Genomic DNA, 18,996 nt, shown 5'->3' on the forward strand with positions numbered 1-18,996 from the left:
ACCTCTTCCGTCATCGCAAGACACGCTATCGTGGGCTGGCAAAGAACACCACGCAGCTGTTTGCCCTGTTTGCGTTTGCAAATCTGGTGCTGGCTGGACGAACCTTCGGAAGCGCTCGCGCCAGAACTCCGTCTTGAGCGGAGAAAAACTCGCAGGGATACCTCGAAAATCGTCTCGCGACGCCGTGCTGGGGCAAAAATACTCGCTTCGCTGCTCGTCAAGCCAGCGTCGACAGCACAGCTCCGGCCACGAGAAAAATATCGATTAAATCAGCGCTTCCCTAGCGATTTCATCTGTAACGGGAATTGGTTTGCTCATAGCACGTCAAGCGTCGAGACCAGCCGCTACGTTGGCGAGTGCCATCGTGGGCGGGCTAATTTCGGCATTCGTGTTTTCGCGCATATACTTTGGTGTTGGCTCATAACGGTCAGGAACAGCCGCGTCATCGATTGTGGGGTATAAGGCATAAGGAAAACGTTAAATGAAGTTGGTAGCAGCAATCAGCGCGTTTCTATTCATCGCACTGGCGGCGATTTTCGGCGTCAATGTAAGTGCCGACCAGGCAGCTCCTTGGCCCACTTTCCTATCGATATCGCTTTTCGTTGCGGCTACATCGCTTGTGCTGGGAATTGCCTTTGGCCGTCCGGCGATGTGGGTCACTACACTTTCCGGCGGCCTGGCTCTATTCATTTTGTGGCTCCCATTACAGTATTATGCGACCGAAGAATCCTTGATTCGCTCTGCGATGGCGCTTTTATGCATAGTTCTCGCCCAGGCACCGCTATTCATCGTCGGCGGGCTCCTGCGGACTCGCATTGCTGCGCGAATGTGCGGTCCCTAGGTCGATTGATTACTGATGCTGCTTCCAAATATGAAATCGCCTGCCTACTTTCGTCCATTAATGCTTGCAATGCTTTTTGGATCATTGCTCGCATGTTCCTATGAGACGCGGCACATTCAGTATTCACTTGCAGTGCGTCCAGATAACGAAGTCGAAGCAGCCAAGCTAAGGGCTGCAGTTCAGCGTTTCTCACATGCAGAAGGATTTTTGACGATGACCGAAGCGGGCAACGAAAAACACTTGGAGAAGGATGGACGATACTTACTCTCTTTTGCTGCAGCTGACAAATCGTTTATCTCCGTAACTAACGTCCTGGCTACTGATTGTTATGACATTGGCGTACACTCAAGTGCCGGACCTGAGGCTGCAAGGACATTGGGAACGCGCTTGGAAGCAATGCTGCGATCAACTGTTTCCGGTGGCTTAAAGCAGGAGTTGAACTGCAATGCTCCCAGCCGACAACCTCTTTCAGATCAAGTCCAAGCTAGTACAAGTAATCCGTGAATTTTCCTTCAAGAAGATGAGCCCCTGTCCATACGCTGTCTATATCTCTTATCAGGTGATACGCTAACAGTAAGACGATGTCGTTTCATGAACGACTTACCTGACGCGTCGGTTTAGGCACCAGCAATCTCGCCTGTCCATGGTCGGTTCTCACTTGCTAAATGGATGCTCCCTGGACTGCATCGACGCACGTGACGAATCTGTCGGCTGGCTTACCTATCGGAAGTAATCTCCTATCCAGTTATCGCTTGTATTTCCTTGCTCAATTCACCGAGCCCAGATGCGCAAGGAAGATACCTGATACGATGACTTCGAGCGAAGTTTGTTTGGCAGCGCGTCGTCTTGAAAATCCTTGTGTCGGTGGTTCGATTCCGCCCCGGGCCACCAAGATTCAAAGCGAAAACGCCAACCCACGCGGGTTGGCGTTTTCGTTTCCGAAGCTCAAACTCCTCGTGTCATAGGTCGTGACGAAGGAGCGCCGCTTGCAACTGGCTAGCGGCGAACAGTCAGTTGACAGGGCGGGAGCGGGTAATCATCTCAATCTTTCCTTTCCCTGAATTCACCATCAATCACCGTGTCGTCGGTGCTTTTGCGGGGGTTTTGGCCAGCGAATTTGAAGACGGACGATAACATCCGATCGAACATAGCGCGCCTCAACCAAGGGTATGTGAGAAGAAACGCCGTAGCGAAACCTGTAAACGCTGCAGGCACGTATTCGCCTCGCGACAGGAAGTGCAACAAGCAGAGTGCGAGTAAGCTTACGATGAGTGGTCGACGGGCAGGCTTAGGTAATACACCAACAATGCGCAGCTTGCCTTTGCTTATCCAGGGAAATCTTGCAAACAGACCGCCAAGAAGCAGTCCTGCCATGACCCGACCCGTGCCGAGATAATCGGCCAACACCCCGACGACGAGGAAACCGGTGTAGGTCATCGTGCTGGCCAAAGCTGCCAGCACCAATAATGCAACAGCGATCGCTAGCTTTGGCATACGCATCGCCGCTCTGAGTAAAAAACGTAGGATTTGTGTACTCCGGCAAATGGGCATCGGAAGGCTATCGCAAATTTTAACAGCACTCTCCCGTGCCAGGGCTTTTCGGTCAGTAGCGGGTAAAGCGCGGCACGAGCGAGATGTCCCAAGCCTGGCAGCTCAGTTGCGAAAGCAAAGGATTGAAAATCTGTGTCGGTGGTTCGATTCCGCCCCGGGCCACCAAGAATTCCTTAGCAAAAACGCAAACCCTTGCAGGTTGGCGTTTTTGTTTTCAGCGTCCGAAATCCTTACATCCGGTCCAGTTCCGGTACAAAGCGGCATCGACACGTTGTGTACCGGCTCCAGGTCGATGCGGACGGTGTTGCGACCAACGCCGGGCCAAAAGCGTCCAAACGCAGGCACAAGCACAGTTCCTGTCGGAACACGGTGCCCTGCGCATGCAGGCGTCTGTTTGCCCGACCGCTTCCACTACCCGACATGATCACGCTGCTCGGGACACGCTCGGCCACCGTGCCGGCGTCGCAGCCGAAGGTGGTCTGACAACATGTGCACAATCGGCAGGCCAGTCCATCAGTCGGTGCGCTTCTCGCGCAGCGCCTGCGCCGGTATGCCCAACAGCAGCGTGATCGCGCCCAGCACCATCAGCGCCGTCACGAAGTACAGGCCGCCGTTGACGCTGCCCGTCTCGGTCTTGAACCAGCCGATCACGAACGGGCTAACAAAACCGCCGATCAGGCCGAGCGAGTTTATCAGCGCAATCCCTCCCGCCGCAGCCGGTCCGGACAGGTAGGCCGTCGGCATCGCCCAGAACAGCGGCATCGTTGCCAGGATCCCGATCGTCGCAAACGACAGCGCCACCAGCGCCAGCGCCAGGTGCCCGGACAGCAGGCTTGCCACCACCAGTCCCGCTCCGCCAAGGAAAGCCGCACCGGCCGCGTGCCAGCGCCGCTCGCGCGTGCGGTCGGAGTGTTTGCTCAGCAGCACCATCCCGACGGCGCCAATGATATACGGGATCGCCGTGAGCAGGCCGATCCTCAGCGGGTCGGTCATGCCGAAGCTCTTGACGATGGTCGGCAGCCAGAACGTGATCACATAGGTGCCGGCAATGAAGGTGAAGTACGCGAATGCCAGGATGTAGATCTTCGGGTCGCGCAGCGCATGCCGGAGCGAACCGTGGTGCGCCGGGCCCAGCGTGCGCTGGTCCTGCTGCAACGTGCCCTCAATGACCTCTTTCTCGCGGGTCGACAGCCATCGGGCGTCGCTCGGTCGGTCCTGGAGCAGGAACCATGCCATCACGCCGAGCAGCACGGCCGGTAAGCCTTCGAGCAGGAACATCCATTGCCAGCCGGCCCAGCCGTTGACGCCGGCCATGTCGTTCATGATCCAGCCCGACAACGGGCCACCGATGATGCCTGCCACCGCCATGCCCGACATGAACAGTGCGATGATCTTCGCCCGCATGCCCGACGGATACCAGTAGGTGAAATAGAGGATGATGCCAGGGAAGAAGCCGGCTTCGAACAGGCCGAGCAGGAAGCGTGCGACGTACAACTGGGTTGGCGTGCTCACGAACATCATCCCCGCCGAGGTCAGGCCCCATAGCACCATGATGCGCAGTAGTGTCTTGCGTGCGCCGATCTTTTCCAGCAGCAGGTTGCTGGGTACTTCGAACAGCGCATAGCCGAAGAAGAAAATGCCCGCGCCGAGGCCGTAGACGGCGTCGCTAAAACCGAGGTCGGCCTTCATCTGCAGCTGCGCGAAGCCGATGTTGATGCGGTCGAGGTAGGCCGCGACGTAGCAGATGAACAGGAAGGGAATCAATCGCAGGTTGACCTTGCGGTAGACTGCGGCCTGCTCGTCGGTCAGCGCCGCGCCCCGTGTGAACGGGAGGGCGATGCCGCTGGTATCGGTACTCATGTTGCTGCTCCTTTTTATCATCTGATCTGGAACCCGCCTGGCGGCAGGCTGTCTCCTATGGGCAAGCGAAGTCTGGACCGGGGGCAAGCTGCCCTACCGGATGAAGCGGCGCACGTAGTCGGTGCCGAGGCCGACTGCCTCGTAGTGTTTGACGGCCGCTTCCAGCTTGGTGAATACGTCCTCGTAACCGACCGGCCGCCCTTCCTCATCAAGGTAGGTGTACGCGCCCGTTACGTGGAACAGCGTCATCATTTCGCTCACATCCTCGGGTACGTACAGTGTGTGAATCTCGCCCGGGATCTCATGGGCGTAGGAGCCTTCGATCGCGGTCCAGTCGTGCTCGAGGTAATACCAGCGCCCTTTCAGCACGTGGGCATGGACCGGACCGTCGTGGCGATGACGCGACAGCACGCCGCTCTTACGCACGCGCAGCACGTTGACGAAGTAGCCCTGGGTAACGTTCAGAATGAGCGGACGGAACCAGACGTTGGGCGCCTGCGGCACCCATTCGCGTTCGTCCTCCGGGACCGCGTCGGGCACCACCAGATCATTGATGGCAAAACGGGGAAGCGGCTGGGGAAAGCCCACGAGGCTCTTCGGGTGGGTACGTTCGGTCGATTTGGACACGTTGGATCTCCTTGTGCTGTGCGCGGTTGCGCTTGGAAAGGCGCGCGAGGCGCACCGGGACCTTCATATTCTGGGGTGCGGACAATGCGTGGTAAATGCGATAATCGTCATTGGTCTTTGACGAAATTTCACAGGTGCGGGGTACGGTGTCGATCCAATTGAGTGAGTTGGAAGTGTTTTTTGCGGCGGTCGAAACCGGCAGTTTTTCCGCTGCGGGGCGCCGGCTGATATTGTCCCCTTCGGCAGTGAGCAAACTGGTATCGCGGCTGGAAGACCGGCTCAACGTGCGTCTGTTCCACCGCACCCCGCGCATGCTGACGCTGACCGACGCCGGTCACGTGCTGTACGACGAGGGCCAGGACATCTTCGCGGCCCTGAGCAGCGCCGAAAATGCCGTACTGTCCTGCTCTGGCGATGTCAGCGGCACCTTGCGCGTGCATTCGATGGTTAGCTTCGCAAAATATCAGCTGGCGCCCATAATCGGAGAATTCCTAGAGCGGCACCCGAAACTGCGCGTCGAGTTCCACCTAACCAACGAGCCGGTCGATTTCGTCGAGCAGCGCATCGACGTGTCGATCCAGGGCGGCCCCCTGCCCGATTCTTCGCTGGTGGCGCGGCACCTGCTCGACAGCCCCTGGATCGTCTGCGCCGCGCCGTCGTATCTGGCGCGCCATGGCACGCCGCAGACGCCCGACGAGTTGGCGCACCACAACTGCATCAACTTCAGTCATCGCACCCACTGGAACGTGTGGCCGATGCTGCAGGACGACGAAGCCAGGACGGTTGTGGCGAAAGGCAACCTGGGGGCAAACCACGGCGACATGCTGCTCGAACTGGCCCGTTACGGACTCGGCTTGGTGCGCCTGGCCCAGTTCCATGTCGGCGACGACCTTGCCACCGGCCGGCTGGTACCGGTGCTGACTGACTTCCGGCCTCCTGGGCAGGAGCCGCTCTACCTCGCCTACCAGAGCCGCAAACATCTCAGCCCGCGCGTGCAAGCCTTCCTCGGATTCATGCGGGAGAAGTTCTCGACGGCCGCCCGGCCGGTCATGCAAGCACATGCGCAGCCGCAGTGCGGCGCCCTGCCCGGCGAATGAGCCGGGATCCGCGTGGCACCCGCGCGCGATGTGGAACGAAAAAAAGGGAGTTCCGGTTGCGCGGAACTCCTTGTCGTATTCTGGTTCCGGAACTGATTCGAACGAGGGACTTACGGATTGAAAATCCTTGTGTCGGTGGTTCGATTCCGCCTTGGGCCACAAGAATTCTTCAGCAAAACGCCAACCCATGCAGGTTGGCTTTTTTGTTTTCAGCGTCTGAAATCTTCACATCCGGTCCATTTCCAGTACAAAGCGGAAACAAAGGGCGCGCACCGTCCCGATTGTAAAAATCGATCGGTCCCTTAGGAATATATTAAGGGCGCAGCCGGCGCTTATGTTAGTGAGCTAACCGTAGCGTTCATCCCTCCTCAGCTATGTTGATCGTCCAATCAACGTAATAGAGCCATCAAGAGGATAGGATGACGTCACCCACCAAGAATTCCGGCCCCGACGGCGCCGGTTCGGTACTGAGCACCGTTGCCGGCCCATCCGGCGCGTCGTCGCCTGCAGCGCCGAACGCCGGCAATCCGGTCGAAGCGCGCCTGTTCGACAAGGTCGCCGCCGAAAAGCAGCTTGCGGCCGGCATGCCGTTCAATCCGACCAAGCCAGGCGAATACGGCGATGCCGCGCGCACCCCGGCCGAGGGCGCCCGCCATGCCCCCGCCGACCCGGCCGCGACCGGCAGCACCAGCAGCGAGATCGTCAGCTCGGACAAGGTCGGCAACGGCACGCCTCCACAGGGCGAGAACCCGACCGTTGCGCCGCTGGACCGCGTGCGCGTCGACCCCTCCGACCGTCACCTGACCACCAACCAGGGCGTGCCGGTGGCCGACAACCAGAACTCGCTCAAGATCGGCCTGCGCGGGCCGACCGCCATGGAAGATTTCATCCTGCGCGAGAAGATCACCCACTTCGACCATGAGCGCATTCCCGAGCGCGTGGTGCACGCGCGCGGTTCGGCCGCGCATGGTTTCTTCGAAGCCTACGACGATTTCAGCGCGCTGACCCGCGCCACGCCGTTCGCCGCCAAGGGCAAGCGCACCCCGGTGTTCGTGCGTTTTTCCACCGTCGCCGGCGAGCGCGGCTCGACCGACGTCGCGCGCGACGTGCGCGGCTTCGCCGTCAAGTTGTATACCGACGAAGGCAACTGGGACCTGGTCGGCAACAACATCCCGGTGTTCTTCATCCAGGACGCGATGAAGTTCCCCGACCTGGTCCACGCCGCCAAGCCCGAGCCGCACCACGCCATGCCGCAGGCGGCTACCGCGCACGACACCTTCTGGGATTTTGCCGGCCTGTCGCCGGAGATCGCGCACATGCTGATGTGGGTGATGTCGGACCGCGCGATCCCGCGCAGCTACCGCACCATGCAGGGCTTCGGCGTACACACCTTCCGCATGATCAACGCACAGGGCGAGTCCCGCTTCGTCAAGTTCCACTGGACGCCGCTACAGGGTACGCACTCGCTGGTCTGGGACGAGGCGGTGCGCATTTCCGGCGCCGACCCGGACTTCCATCGGCGCGACCTGTGGGAAGCCATCGAGTCCGGCAATTTCCCGGAATGGGAACTGGGCCTGCAAATCTTCACCGAGGAGCAGGCTGCATCCTTCCCGTTCGACATCCTGGACGCGACCAAGATCGTGCCGGAGGAACTGGTGCCGCTGACGCCGGTCGGCCGCCTGGTCTTGAACCGCAATCCCGACAACTTCTTTGCCGAGACCGAGCAGGTGGCGTTCTGCACGGCCCACATCGTTCCCGGCATCGACTTCACCAATGATCCGCTGCTGCAAGGCCGCAACCACTCCTACCTGGACACCCAGATCACCCGCCTGGGCGGAGCGAACTTCCACGAGATCCCGATCAACTCGCCGATCGTGCAGATCCAGAACAACCAGCGCGACGGCTTCCACCGCCAGGCGATCCCGCGCGGGCGCGTGAACTACGAACCGAATTCGCTGGGCGGGGGCTGCCCGTTCCAGGCCGGACAGCGCGGCTTCACCAGCTTCCCGGAAGCCTTCGCGACGGTCGACAAGGTGCGCGGCAAGCCCGAGCTGTTCGCCGAGCACTACGGCCAGGCGCGCCTGTTCTACCAGAGCCAGACACCGGCCGAGCAGGCCCACATCGCCAACGCCTTCCGCTTCGAGCTGACCCGGGTGCAGACGCCGGCGGTGCGCCAGCGCATCCTGGCCCTGCTGGCCAACGTGGATGCCGGCCTGGCCGCCAAGGTGGCCGACGGCCTGGGCATGGACGTGCCGGATCCGCTGCCGCGCGCCACCGACGCGCCTGTCCCGACGTACGCCCCATCGCCGGCCCTGTCGCTGCTGAGCCGGCCGGGCCAGACCGGGATCCGCACGCGCCGCGTCGCCATCCTGGTGGCGCCGGGGGTGAACGGGGACCAGGTCAGGCAGCTGTATGCGGACCTGCTCGCGGACGGCGCCGTGCCGCGCCTGGTGGGCAGCACGCTGGGCAAGGTCAAGGCTTCCAACGGCACCCCGCTCGACGTCGAAATCTCGCTGGAAGCCGGTCCGTCGGTGTTGTACGACGCGATGATCGTGCCGGACGGCGACGGGGTCGGCGCAGCGCTGGCGCGCAACGCCCACGCGATCGACTTCGTGCGCGAGCAATACCGCCACGGCAAGGCCATCCTGGTATTGGGCGCCGGCGCCGACCTGTTGAGCAAGGCGATGATTCCGTCGGCGCTGCCGGACGGTTCCGCCGACCCGGCCCTGCTGGTGGACGGCGCGCTCGACGCCTTCAAGGCGGCGCTGGCCGGCCCGCGCGCCTATGCGCGCGAGACCGATCCGCCGACGGTGTAGCACAGCCGCCAGGAAGGTCGTGGCAAAAACGCCAGCCCATGCAGGCTGGCGTTTTTGTTTCGGTCGCAAAGAACGGGCGAAGGGTTTATGCAACAAAGCCTTGAATACCTGCTAACGGTGCCGGCGAAAACGCGTCAAAGTGGAGTTTCTACCTTGCAAGAGCCGTGTTCGCTCCTGTATCGTTTCCTCTTACCGTCACGCTTCTCATCGACCCCATGTCCCACCCACATCCAGGTTCCGCCCAGGCTGGCGCCGTATCCGTCCCGGACGCGGACACCGCACGGCGACTGGCCCTGCGCGGCGACCTGCCGATCCTCGGCCTGATCGCAGTCGCGGAACAGCTCACGCGCGACGGCCAGCCGCAGGCCGCCGCCCGGCTCTACCGCGACTGGATCGCCCATCACGACTCGCCGGCGCTGTACGTCGCGCATTTCAACCTGGGCGTCTTGCTGGCGAATGTGAACGAGCATGCGGGCGCCGAGCAGTCCTACCGCGCCGCGCTGGCGCTGGTGCCGGACTTTCCGCAGGCTCACCTGAACCTGGGCACCGTCCTCGAACGCATGGGCCGGCCCGAGGAAGCGCTGGATGCCTGGCGCGCGGTGCTGGCGCGCGCCAGGCCCGCTGCGGCCGAGGACCAGGCGCTGCTGATCCATGCGCTGAACAACCTCGGGCGGCTGCTGGAGATCCGCCGCGATAATGTGGCCGCCGAAGCGATGCTGGCGCGCAGCCTGGCGCTGGACCCGAAACAGCCGCAGGCGATCGCCCACTGGGTGCACCTGCGGCAGAAGCTGTGCATCTGGCCGGCCTTTGCGCCCTTCCCCGGCGCCACGCACGACGACCTGCTCGAGGCCGCGTCGGCGCTCGCCCTGCTGGCCGAATCCGGCGATCCGGCGGTACAACTGGCGGCCTCGCAGCGCTATGTCGACAAGAAGGTGCTGCCGCTGCAGGCGCCGCTGGCGCCGGCCGACGGCTACGACCATCCGCGCCTGCGCATCGGCTACCTGTCCTCGGACTTCTGCAATCATGCGGTCTCGATCCTTAGCGCCGAACTGTACGCGCTGCACGACCGCAGCAAGGTCGAGGTCTACGGCTTCAGCTGGAGCCGTGACGACGGCTCTGCGCTGCGCGCGCGCGTGGTCGGCGCGATGGACCACTACATCCGCATCGACGCCATGAGCGACGAGGAAGCGGCGCGCTGCATCCGCGACCATGAAATCGACATCCTGGTGGACCTGCATGGCCTGACCCTGGGAACCCGCCACGACATCCTGTCCTGGCGCCCGGCGCCGGTGCAGGTGACGTATCTCGGCTTCCCCGGCACGACCGCCCTGCCCGCGATCGATTATGTGATCGCCGACGAATTCGTGTTTCCGGAAAAACTGAAGCCGTTTTTCACCGAAAAGCCGCTGTACCTGCCGGATTCGTTCCAGATCAACGACCGCGAGCGCGCCATCGGGCCGCGCCCTACCCGCGCCTCGGTCAAGCTGCCGGACGATGCGTTCGTGCTGTGCTGCTTCAACAGCACCTTCAAGATCACCCCGGAAGTCTTCGACGCCTGGCTGCAGATCCTGCTGCGCGCGCCGCGCAGCGTCCTGTGGCTCATCGCCGACCAGGACGCCGTGCGCGTGAACCTGACGAAGGCGGCAATCGAGCGCGGCGTCGATCCGGCCCGCCTGGTCTTTGCCGAACGCGTCGCCCCGGAAAACTACCTGGCGCGCTACCAGGTGGCCGACCTGTTCCTGGACACCTATCCGTTCAATGCCGGCACCACGGCCAGCGACGCCTTGTGGGCCGGCCTGCCGATCCTGACCTGCAGCGGCGACACCTTCGCCTCGCGCATGGCCGGCAGCCTGCTGCATGCGGTCGACCTGCCGGAACTCGTCGCCTGCGACCTGTCTCACTACATTGAAACCGGCGTGGCGCTGGCGTCGGACCCGGCGCTGACGGCCGCCATGAAGCACAAGCTGCATGACACCCGGTTGAGCTGCACCCTGTTCGATTCGCCCCGGCTGGTACGCGCGCTGGAAGAACAATTCATGAAGATAGCCAAACGGCCGGAAAGTAGCGAGGACACGATGAAACAAACGCCGATCAACCAGATTCACAATGCCGATGTGCTGCACCTGATGCGCCCCGATTACAGGCGCGTCATCGAAGTCGGTTCCAGCAGCGGCGCCCTGGCGCACGCCTACCGCGGCATCAATGCGAACGCGCGCTACACCGGCATCGAGATCGATCGCGAGTATGCCGAAGCCTCGAAAGCGCATTGCACCGATGTCATCCACGGCAATGCGGAGCACCTGCCGCCCGAGATCTTCCAGACCTTTGCCGACGGCGACTGCTGGGTTTTCGCCGACGCGCTGGAGCACTTGTACGACCCGTGGAAGCTGCTGAAAAAAATCCGCAGCAATGCCGCCGGCCCGGTGGACATCGTCGCCTGCATTCCGAATGCCCAGAACTGGAGCCTGCAGGCCACGCTCAACAATGGCAATTTCGCGTACCAGGATTCAGGCCTGCTGGATCGTACGCATATCCGCTGGTTCACCCGGACCACGATCATTCAATTGTTCGAATCGGCGGGATTCCAGATCACGGCCATGACGGCGCGCATCGTGCAGCCGCCCAGCGCCGAAGTCGCCGCGGCCATCCGCGCCATGGCAAGCGCCACCGGCGGCAACCCGGAACTGGCGGTGGACGACAGCGTCGCCTTCCAGTATGTCGTCAAGGCCGTGCTGAAACCGTGATGAAACGCATCCAGCTTTACCATATCGCCTACTCGGACCAGACCGTCGCCGAAATGCCGGAAGGGTACTTCCTGCTGGATAACCGGCAGGACAACCGCCATGACTGGCGTGAATACTGGCCGATCCGCACCTTCCTGTTGTCCGGCGAACTGGACCCGGATACCTGGTACGGGTTCTTTTCCCCGAAATTCGCCAGCAAAACCGGCCTGTCGCACCAGGGCGTGGTCGACTTCATCCATGCGGCCCCGGCCGACACCGACGTCTTCACCTTCAGCCCGCAGCCGGACATGGGCAGTCTTTTCCTGAACGTGTTCGAGCAGAACGAACTGTTCGACCCCGGCTTTACCGCCGCGGCCGACGCCTACCTGGCATCCCTGCGCCATCCGCGCCTGCCCGGTTCCGTGGGGGTCCTGGTGATGGATTCGCGCCAGGTGGTCTTTTCCAACTTCATCGTGGCCAAACCCGCGTTCTGGAAAGCCTGGCTGGCATTGACCGAACCGATGTTCGCGCTGTGCGAGGGGCCGGACTCGGCGCTGAAAGCCGCCCTGGTGCATGCCACGACCTATACCGGCGCGGTGGAACGCAAGGTGTTCATGATCGAGCGGATGGCGTCCCTGCTGCTGACGATCGAGCCGCACTGGCGCGTCAAGGCCTACGACACCTTCCGCTGCGCCTGGTCCGCCACCCGCCTGGGCGAGCAGAAGCTGGAAGCGGTGATCTCCGATGCCCTGAAAGTGGCGATGCGCGAGATCGGCCACCCGGAATATACGGCGGCCTTCAGCCAGCTCCGCGCCAGGCTGAACCGGTAGCGCCGGCCGGCGCCGCCCGCTCAGTACTTGTAGATCACGCCCGGTGCGTGCTCCATGCGTACCGCGCGCACAATTTCCATCCCCATCGCATAACTGAAATTCCTGTCGGTCGATGGCTGGAAAAAGTCGGCGTAGGCCAGGCTGCGCTTGTCGTAGATGAAGCCGCCGACCAGCGGGTGGTTGATGCAGTACATGCGCGGCTGCATGGCCAGCATGGACGAGGCCGGCACGCCGATCAGGTGTTCTTCCAGGTCGCCGTCCTGCAGCGCATCCTGCGGATAGAACCAGAGCGGCGTGCTGATGAACAGCAGCGCGTCATCGGCCAGGCTTTCCAGCAAATCCTTGACCAGCGTGCGCGCCAGCTCGCGCGGCAGGTGCTCGATCACATCCAGCAGGCAGATGATGTCGTAGCTCTTGATCTGCTCCATCGGGAGTTCCTGCGCCAGCCCGTGCCACACATTGCGGTAGATGTTCTGGTCCAGCAGATCGCGGTTATGGCAGTTCGGTCCCCACCCGTCCACGCCATCGACCGACCAGTGCCGCAGGTCCGGGTGCGTCTTGATGAATTGTCCCAGCGTGCCCACGCCAAACCCGATATCGAGCACCGATACCGGCCGGCTGTTATCGGCCAGGACCTGCGCGATCATGGCCTTGGGCGACACCGAATCCCCCATCGGCCGGGTTGCCGAGGGCTGCAGGGTGCCGACGACACGGTAATTGCTGACGATTTGTTCCAAGATTAAATTCCCGTTTTTTCAATAAGTGAGCGGCACGAATCAGGCGGCATCCAGCACGGCCTGGATTTCAGCCATCTTGATTTTCACGCGGATCAGGAAATTGTAGGACCTGCCGTCGTCGCATTCATTGCGGTCGTATTCATGAAACCAGGCATCCGGACGGATGTGCTTGGGATTGGCGTCGGCCGCACCCATGTTCTGCTTGGTCCGCTTGAAAAACTCGAAGCTCTGGACCGCATAGTGATTGATGCGGAACCGGTCATAGCTTGGCTGCGCATCGGGGTCGGTGAGATAAGGCTGCGTGACCGGGCGCAGCCGATCATCATAGGTGCCGCGCGGCGTGGAGAACAGGTGCGAGCCATTGATCTCGATCTGCTCGCCGCCGCGGACGATCGATTTCATGTGCCGGTTGCCGTGGAAGTCCGGGCCGCTGTGGCGCGGGTAGTTTTCCAGCACCAGGCCCGCCGGCTCGTCCATGCGCCCGCTGCTGCCGTAGCAGACCCAGTACGCGGCCAGCGCGGAAAGCTGCGCATTGCCGTACGGCGCCAGGGCGGTGGCCATGTCGGGCGCGGCGGTCGGGAACAGGAATTCATCGCCGTCGATGAAGGCCATCCAGTCGACGTTCTTGCCATTCATCTCCCACGAATGGCGGAAGGCGTCGAGCTGCGGCTTGAATTCGGAGTGGATGGCATACGCGTGCACGGGAAAATGCCTGCCGATCTTTTGCAGGGTTTCCGGCATGCCATCGCTACATTTGTGGCAATAGATGTGGAATTCAGTGAAGCCGGCGACCATGTGAAAGGCCAGCCATTCGACAATCCAGGGATTGCGGTCGCGCTGAATGGAAGTGATTGCAAGTTTCATAAATGTGAAGGAAGGTAGGTCAGGGCTCGCGCAGGGATTCGCTCAAGCCTTTCGTCAGCGGCCACGCCAGGTAGGACAGCACGGTGCGCTTGCCGACCACGATTTCGGCGGTCAGCGTCATGCCCGGCAGCAGGCGCGTGTGACGTTCCATGTTCTTGAGGGCCCCCGTGCCCAGGTCGATGCGGCTGACATAATAGGCGTCGGTGCCCTGTCCCGGGGTGGCGGTCTCGCGCCGGAATGCATCCTCGCTGAGCGTACGCACCCTGGCCATCAGGGTGCCGTGCTTCTGGAACGGGAAAGCGTCGAGCTTGATGCGGACATCGTCGCCCGGCTTGACGTGGCCGACGTCGAGCGAATCGATCTGCACTTCCGCATCCAGGGCGCTGCCGACCGGCACCAGCGTGAACAGGTGTTCCGCCTCGCGCGCGACCGACCCCTGCGACAGCTTGGCGATGTCGAGCACCATCGCATCGACGGGGGCGGTCAGCATCACCATGCTGTGGCGCAGCGACCCCTTCTTCATCTGCTCGGCGGTCGTATCGCGTTCACGCGACAGGTTCAGCATGTCCTCCATGATCTTCTGGCGCCAGCCGTTGACGAAGGCGGACCGCTCCGCCCCCAGGCCGGCCAGCTCGCGCCGGATCTCCGGTTCCTGGTTGCGGCTCAATGTATAGTCGCGCTCGACCTCCATGCGCTTGTTGCGTGCGTCCAGCAAGCTGACCTTGGCGCCGAATTTCTGCTGCACCAGGCTTTCCTGCATCGCTTCGACTTCACGCAGCGAGGTGGTGCGTTCGCCCAGCACTTGCTGGTCGCGCAGGTTGGTGTCCAGGCTGGCCCGCACGCGCGCGATGTTCTGGTCGATGCGCGCCAGCTGCGCAGTGAAGTTGGCGCGGCGCTCCTGCGCCAGCTTGTCCTGCAGCAGGGTGTCCGCCGAGGCCGGCTTCGCGTCCGGCGCGGCGGCATGGCCGGCCAGCTCGGCTTCCAGGCGCTTGACCTGGGTGTCGAGGCTGTCGAACTTGAGCCGCAACTGGGCCTGGTCGGCGTTGGCGTCGGTCGGATCCAGGGTGGCCAGGCGTTCGCCCTTCCTGACCACCTGGCCGATGCGCACGTCGATGCTGCGGATGATCGCGGTTTCCATCGGCTGCACCACGATGTTGGCCGAAGGCGTGGTCAGGCGGCCCTGGGCCTTCACCACCTCGTCGACCTCGGCGAAGGCGGCCCAGGCCAGGAAACATACCAGCATCGCGGCCAGCGCATGGATGGTGATGCGGGCATGCGGCGGCAGCGGACGGCGCTCGATCTCGTCGGCGTCGGGCAGGAACTCGATCTCGGTCGGGTCGTCCGCCTTGCGGGCCGGCCCACGCACCATCACAGGTGACTTGTTTGCTGATTCCATAATTGCGTATAAGTTGAGCAGCGCGACAGGAGCTCTGCATGGGTGCCGCTGTCCATCAACTGGCCGCGCTGCATGACCAGGATGTTGTCGGCATTGACCAGCGTGGAGAGACGGTGCGACACCATGATCACGGTGCGGCCCACCGCGATACGCGACAGGTTGCGGATGAAGATGGCTTCACTCTCGGGGTCGAGCGCGCTGGCGGCCTCGTCCAGGATGAGGATGCGCGGCCTGGGCAGCAGCGCGCGGGCGATCGACAGGCGCTGTTTCTGGCCGCCGGACAGGTTCGAGGCGTTCTCTTCGAGGATGGTGTCGTAGCCCTGCGGCAAACGCTCGATGAATTCGTCCGCGCCGGCGGCTTGCGCGGCCTCGACGATTTCCTCGAAACTGGCCTCGGGCATGGTCGCGGCGATGTTGTCGCGTACGCTGCCGTGGAACAGGAAGTTCTCCTGCAGCACCACACCGACCTGGCGGCGCAGGTGCGACAGGTCGATCTCGCGCGCGTCGACGCCGTCGAAACGGACGATGCCTTCCTGGATGGTGTATAGCCCGTGCAGCACCTTGGTAATGGTGGTCTTGCCCGAACCGCTGCGGCCGACGATGCCGACCACGCTGCCCTGGCGGATCTGGAAGCTGGCGCGATCGAGCGCGTTGGTGCTGGCGCCCGGATAGCGGAAGGTGACGCCGTCGAAGCTGATGTCGCCGCGCAGGTCCGGACGCAGGCCGCCGCTGCCGCGGCCTTCCGGAGCGCGGTTCATGACTTCGCCCAGCATGCGCACCGACAGCGCGGTTTCCTGGTATTCGTTGACCAGGCCGACGATCGCGATCAGGGGACCGCTGACCCGGCTCGCCAGCATTTGGAAGGCAATCAGGGCGCCGACCGTCAGCGTCTGGTCGAACACGTCCTGGGCGCCGACGATGATGATCACGACCGGCAACAGCTTGCCGAGGAAGTCAGTGACGGCGTTGCCGGTGATCGAGATCTGGCCGACCCGGAAATGCATGTTCATCGCATGGGCCGAGCGCTGGTCCCAATTGCGGCGCTGCGCCGGCTCGAGCGCCAGCGCCTTGACCGTCCGCATGCCATGGATGGTTTCCACCAGCAGCGCCTGGCGCGCCCCTTCGGCCGAATACAGCTCGTTCAGGCGGCGCTGGAAGGTGGGGACCAGCACCGCGACGATCACGCTGATCAGGATGGTGAACAGCAGCACGATCATCGCCAGCTTGCTTGAATAGCTGAACAGGATCGGCAGGAAGATGACCAGCGCCGTGGCGTCCAGGGCGGTGAAGAACATGCGGCCGGTGAGAAACTGGCGGATCCGCTCCAGCTGCTGCATGTGGCGCACCACCACCCCGGCCGAGGTGGTCTCGAAGAAGTCGATCGGCAGCGACAGCAGGTGGGCGAACACGCGCCGTGTCAGGCGCATGTCGATCTTGTTGCTGCCCCAGAGCGTCAGGATCTGGCGCATGTAGCCGAACACGGCTTCGAACAGCAGTGCGATCATGATCCCGGCGCCGAGCACCCACAGGGTCGAGATACTGTGGTGCACCAGCACCTTGTCGAGCACGAGCTGGAAGAAGATGGGCGAGGCCAGCGCCAGCACGTGCATCGCCAGGGCGGCGATCGCAATGTCGCGGAACGCTGTCCTCTGCTGCAGGATCTCGGGGATGAACCAGCGCAGGCCGAAGGGCTGGCGCGCGCCGCCCGCCGCCTGGCTGCGCTTGAGGAACACGACTTCGCCGCTCCAGCGCGCGCTGAAGGCGTGGTTGTCGAGCATGACGACCGAGGCCAGGCTGGCGAGCGGATCGAGGATGGCGACACTGCCGTCGCCATCCGGGCTGGTGCCGACGACGATGACGCTGTTCCCGTCCTTCATCCGCGCGATCAGCGGAAAGACGCCCTTCTGCCCGAGCAGGCTGCCGACCGCGAACAGCTTGGCCCTGGCCTTCAGGCCGATGCTCGACGCCATGCGCAACAGCATGGCCGAGGATGGTTCCTCGGCGCTCAGTGCGTAGTCATGGATCAGGCGCTCCGGATTGACCTGCAAGCCATGATGCTGCGCGATGGCAGTCAGGCATTGCAGAGTTGTATGGGGAAATTTGTCGGCCATTCGGTACTGATAGAAGGGATTTGCAGCAAACGGAGAGCGTACTCGCTTGTCGGCTGAAATTGTTGCAGAACAGCACTGTGTTAACCCTTTTGTTCCGCGTTTGTCGCAATTTGGACGCAAAAAAGGCAAGACCGATAACGGTCTTGCCTTCTTGCCCAGGAGCGGCCGGCATGCGCCGGCCGCGGGCAGGTCTTACTTGTTGCCGCCGTTGGTAGTCAGGAAGCCGGTGGAAACAGGCTGGGCGACCGATTTGGCAAGCGACTCGGCGGTCGACGCCAGCGGCATGCCCGCGCTCGGGATGCGGCTGCCATTGGCATCGAACTGCTTCATCACGTCGACCATGCTGCCGACCGCGGCCATCAGGCCGGTCTTCGCGGCGCCTCCCGCCAGCTCAGGCATGTTCAAGCCCTGCACCGGAGTACCGGCGCTACCCGCACTGAAGGAAGCCATCGCCTGGACCAGGCCGCCGACGCGGCTGCGCAGGCTGTCGGTCGCGGCCGCCGCGGCTGCCTCCGGCTTTTGCGCGGTGAACCACACATCGCCGGTGGCCGCGGTGCTGCCGTCGGTGCGGGTATAGCTCGATTCCATGCCGATCCAGTTACCGGCGTCCTTGACCGAGGTCCGGGTTCCTTCGACACTCACGCTGGCGATGTCGAGCGAAGCCAGGGTGTGCAGCTCGCCCTGGCCGCTGACGCCGTCGGCATTGGTGTCGGTCCAGACGCGCAGGTTGGCGTAGGCCGCGTCCTTCGCATCGATCATGCCGTCGCCGTTGGCATCCAGTTCCTTCAGCGCCGCATAGCCGTCGGAGGCGGCCTGGCCGTTCGCCAGCACAGTGGAGGTGCCGAACAACTCGCCGCCATCGCCGATGGCGCCGTCGCCGTTGCGGTCCAGGGCCAGCAGGCCGTCGGTGCTGTCGACCCAACCGGTCTGCACCTTGCCGCCGCTGGCAAACAGGTCGAACTGGACGCCCGCACTGATGCTGCGGGTGTGCACGCCGTCACCGTTCAGGTCGAGCACGATCGGGCTGCCGATGTTCAGGTGCTGGATCTGCTCGGTCGACATCGCGCCGATCTGCGCCGAGGTGAGGGCTTCGACCTGGGTCGTGGTCAGCGCCTTCACCTGCGCCGTGCTCAGGCCGTTGGCGATCTGCGCCGTGGTGAGGGCCACAATCTGGCGCGTGCTCAGGGCCACCACGTCGCGCGTCTCGAGGGCGCCCACCTGGGCGGTGGTCAAGGCCTGGAGCTGGGACGTGGTCAGCGCTGCCGCCTGGCTGGTCGACAGGCCGACGACCTGCGCCGTGGTCAGCGCCTGGACCTGGGCCGTGGTGAACGATGTCACCTGGGCGGTGGTCATCGCGCCCACCTGCGCCGCCGACAGGCCCGTTGCGACCTGGGCCGTCGTCAGCGCCTGGATCTGGGCTGTCTTCAGGGCGACCAGGTCGGCCGTTTCGAGCGCCGCCACCTGGGCCGTGGTCAGGGCCGCCACCGCAGCAGTGCTCAGTACCCCCGCCTGGGCGGTGGTCAGTGCGGCCACTTGTGCGGTG

14 protein-coding genes and 1 pseudogene are annotated in these 18,996 nt (G+C 63.1%); 7 read left to right on the top strand and 8 right to left on the bottom strand.

All coding sequences use genetic code 11. The features are described 5' to 3' along the window. From H162_RS34525 to H162_RS34530, 3 genes and pseudogenes are all read left to right on the top strand, one after another. A pseudogene (locus H162_RS34525) lies at nucleotides 1-137 on the top strand (IS5/IS1182 family transposase); the annotation flags it as partial. A gap of 344 nt (nucleotides 138-481) precedes the next feature. Then, entirely contained in the window at nucleotides 482-841 is a 360-nt protein-coding gene (locus tag H162_RS0127530) for a hypothetical protein (RefSeq protein WP_020656706.1), read from the top strand. Nucleotides 842-856: 15 nt separating this feature from the next. Beyond that, nucleotides 857-1,345 (top strand): hypothetical protein, encoded by a 489-nt coding sequence (locus H162_RS34530; protein WP_156885838.1) that lies wholly within the window; start codon nucleotides 857-859, stop codon nucleotides 1,343-1,345. Between the two features lie 537 nt (nucleotides 1,346-1,882). Here H162_RS34530 and H162_RS0127540 read toward each other — a convergent pair. The 3 genes from H162_RS0127540 to H162_RS0127550 form a co-directional block, all read right to left on the bottom strand. Next, entirely contained in the window at nucleotides 1,883-2,335 is a 453-nt protein-coding gene (locus tag H162_RS0127540; RefSeq protein WP_020656708.1) for an FxsA family protein, read from the bottom strand. 570 nt (nucleotides 2,336-2,905) lie between these two features. Next, nucleotides 2,906-4,252: an MFS transporter gene (locus H162_RS0127545; protein WP_020656709.1), complete on the bottom strand. Its 1,347-nt coding sequence runs from the start codon at nucleotides 4,250-4,252 to the stop codon at nucleotides 2,906-2,908. Between the two features lie 93 nt (nucleotides 4,253-4,345). Further along, entirely contained in the window at nucleotides 4,346-4,879 is a 534-nt protein-coding gene (locus H162_RS0127550; protein WP_020656710.1) for a 2,4'-dihydroxyacetophenone dioxygenase family protein, read from the bottom strand. Between the two features lie 110 nt (nucleotides 4,880-4,989). Between H162_RS0127550 and H162_RS32165 the strand changes: the two genes are divergently transcribed. The 4 genes from H162_RS32165 to H162_RS0127570 all read left to right on the top strand — a co-directional run bounded on the left by H162_RS32165 (nucleotide 4,990) and on the right by H162_RS0127570 (nucleotide 12,345). Beyond that, the gene (locus H162_RS32165) at nucleotides 4,990-5,976 is read left to right on the top strand and encodes a LysR family transcriptional regulator (protein ID WP_084677156.1); all 987 of its coding nucleotides are present in this window, start codon (nucleotides 4,990-4,992) and stop codon (nucleotides 5,974-5,976) included. Between the two features lie 419 nt (nucleotides 5,977-6,395). Further along, a complete protein-coding gene (locus H162_RS0127560) occupies nucleotides 6,396-8,792 on the top strand; it encodes a catalase (RefSeq protein ID WP_020656712.1) in 2,397 nt (798 codons plus the stop codon). A 215-nt stretch (nucleotides 8,793-9,007) separates the two neighbouring features. Next, complete coding sequence (locus H162_RS0127565) at nucleotides 9,008-11,536, top strand: O-linked N-acetylglucosamine transferase family protein (protein ID WP_020656713.1); 2,529 nt, start codon at nucleotides 9,008-9,010, stop codon at nucleotides 11,534-11,536. Continuing rightward, nucleotides 11,536-12,345 carry a hypothetical protein gene (locus H162_RS0127570; RefSeq protein WP_020656714.1) on the top strand — a complete coding sequence of 270 codons (810 nt, stop codon included), beginning with the start codon at nucleotides 11,536-11,538 and terminating at the stop codon, nucleotides 12,343-12,345. Before H162_RS0127565 ends, H162_RS0127570 begins: the two co-directional genes overlap by 1 nt. Before the next feature lie 20 nt (nucleotides 12,346-12,365). On the opposite strand, the gene H162_RS0127575 is transcribed toward H162_RS0127570, so the two are convergent. The 5 genes from H162_RS0127575 to H162_RS34865 all read right to left on the bottom strand — a co-directional run. Beyond that, on the bottom strand, nucleotides 12,366-13,082 hold the full coding sequence (locus H162_RS0127575) for a class I SAM-dependent methyltransferase (RefSeq protein WP_020656715.1): 717 nt from the start codon (nucleotides 13,080-13,082) through the stop codon (nucleotides 12,366-12,368). 39 nt (nucleotides 13,083-13,121) lie between these two features. Continuing rightward, nucleotides 13,122-13,946 (bottom strand): glycosyltransferase family 92 protein, encoded by an 825-nt coding sequence (locus H162_RS0127580; protein ID WP_020656716.1) that lies wholly within the window; start codon nucleotides 13,944-13,946, stop codon nucleotides 13,122-13,124. Between the two features lie 19 nt (nucleotides 13,947-13,965). Further along, a complete protein-coding gene (locus H162_RS0127585; RefSeq protein WP_026355180.1) occupies nucleotides 13,966-15,342 on the bottom strand; it encodes an HlyD family type I secretion periplasmic adaptor subunit in 1,377 nt (458 codons plus the stop codon). Next, complete coding sequence (locus H162_RS0127590; RefSeq protein ID WP_026355181.1) at nucleotides 15,315-17,453, bottom strand: peptidase domain-containing ABC transporter; 2,139 nt, start codon at nucleotides 17,451-17,453, stop codon at nucleotides 15,315-15,317. Before H162_RS0127590 ends, H162_RS0127585 begins: the two co-directional genes overlap by 28 nt. A gap of 192 nt (nucleotides 17,454-17,645) precedes the next feature. Beyond that, nucleotides 17,646-18,996, bottom strand: a 1,351-nt coding sequence (locus H162_RS34865; RefSeq protein WP_503826195.1) for an SPM autocatalytic domain-containing protein, incomplete at its 5' end; no start/stop codon positions are given.

Origin of the sequence: Massilia niastensis DSM 21313 (genome assembly GCF_000382345.1) — a bacterium.
GTDB classification, from domain to species: Bacteria; Pseudomonadota; Gammaproteobacteria; order Burkholderiales; family Burkholderiaceae_D; genus Telluria; species Telluria niastensis.

What these genes read in the sequence shown, in the direction of transcription:
- H162_RS0127530 (WP_020656706.1), top strand. Translation starts at nt 482, where the DNA reads ATGAAGTTGGTAGCAGCAATCAGCGCGTTTCTATTCATCGCACTGGCG.
- H162_RS34530 (WP_156885838.1), top strand. Translation starts at nt 857, where the DNA reads ATGCTGCTTCCAAATATGAAATCGCCTGCCTACTTTCGTCCATTAATG.
- H162_RS0127540 (WP_020656708.1), bottom strand. Translation starts at nt 2,335, where the DNA reads ATGCCAAAGCTAGCGATCGCTGTTGCATTATTGGTGCTGGCAGCTTTG.
- H162_RS0127545 (WP_020656709.1), bottom strand. Translation starts at nt 4,252, where the DNA reads ATGAGTACCGATACCAGCGGCATCGCCCTCCCGTTCACACGGGGCGCG.
- H162_RS0127560 (WP_020656712.1), top strand. Translation starts at nt 6,396, where the DNA reads ATGACGTCACCCACCAAGAATTCCGGCCCCGACGGCGCCGGTTCGGTA.
- H162_RS0127565 (WP_020656713.1), top strand. Translation starts at nt 9,008, where the DNA reads ATGTCCCACCCACATCCAGGTTCCGCCCAGGCTGGCGCCGTATCCGTC.
- H162_RS0127570 (WP_020656714.1), top strand. Translation starts at nt 11,536, where the DNA reads ATGAAACGCATCCAGCTTTACCATATCGCCTACTCGGACCAGACCGTC.
- H162_RS0127580 (WP_020656716.1), bottom strand. Translation starts at nt 13,946, where the DNA reads ATGAAACTTGCAATCACTTCCATTCAGCGCGACCGCAATCCCTGGATT.
- H162_RS0127585 (WP_026355180.1), bottom strand. Translation starts at nt 15,342, where the DNA reads ATGGAATCAGCAAACAAGTCACCTGTGATGGTGCGTGGGCCGGCCCGC.
- H162_RS0127590 (WP_026355181.1), bottom strand. Translation starts at nt 17,453, where the DNA reads ATGGCCGACAAATTTCCCCATACAACTCTGCAATGCCTGACTGCCATC.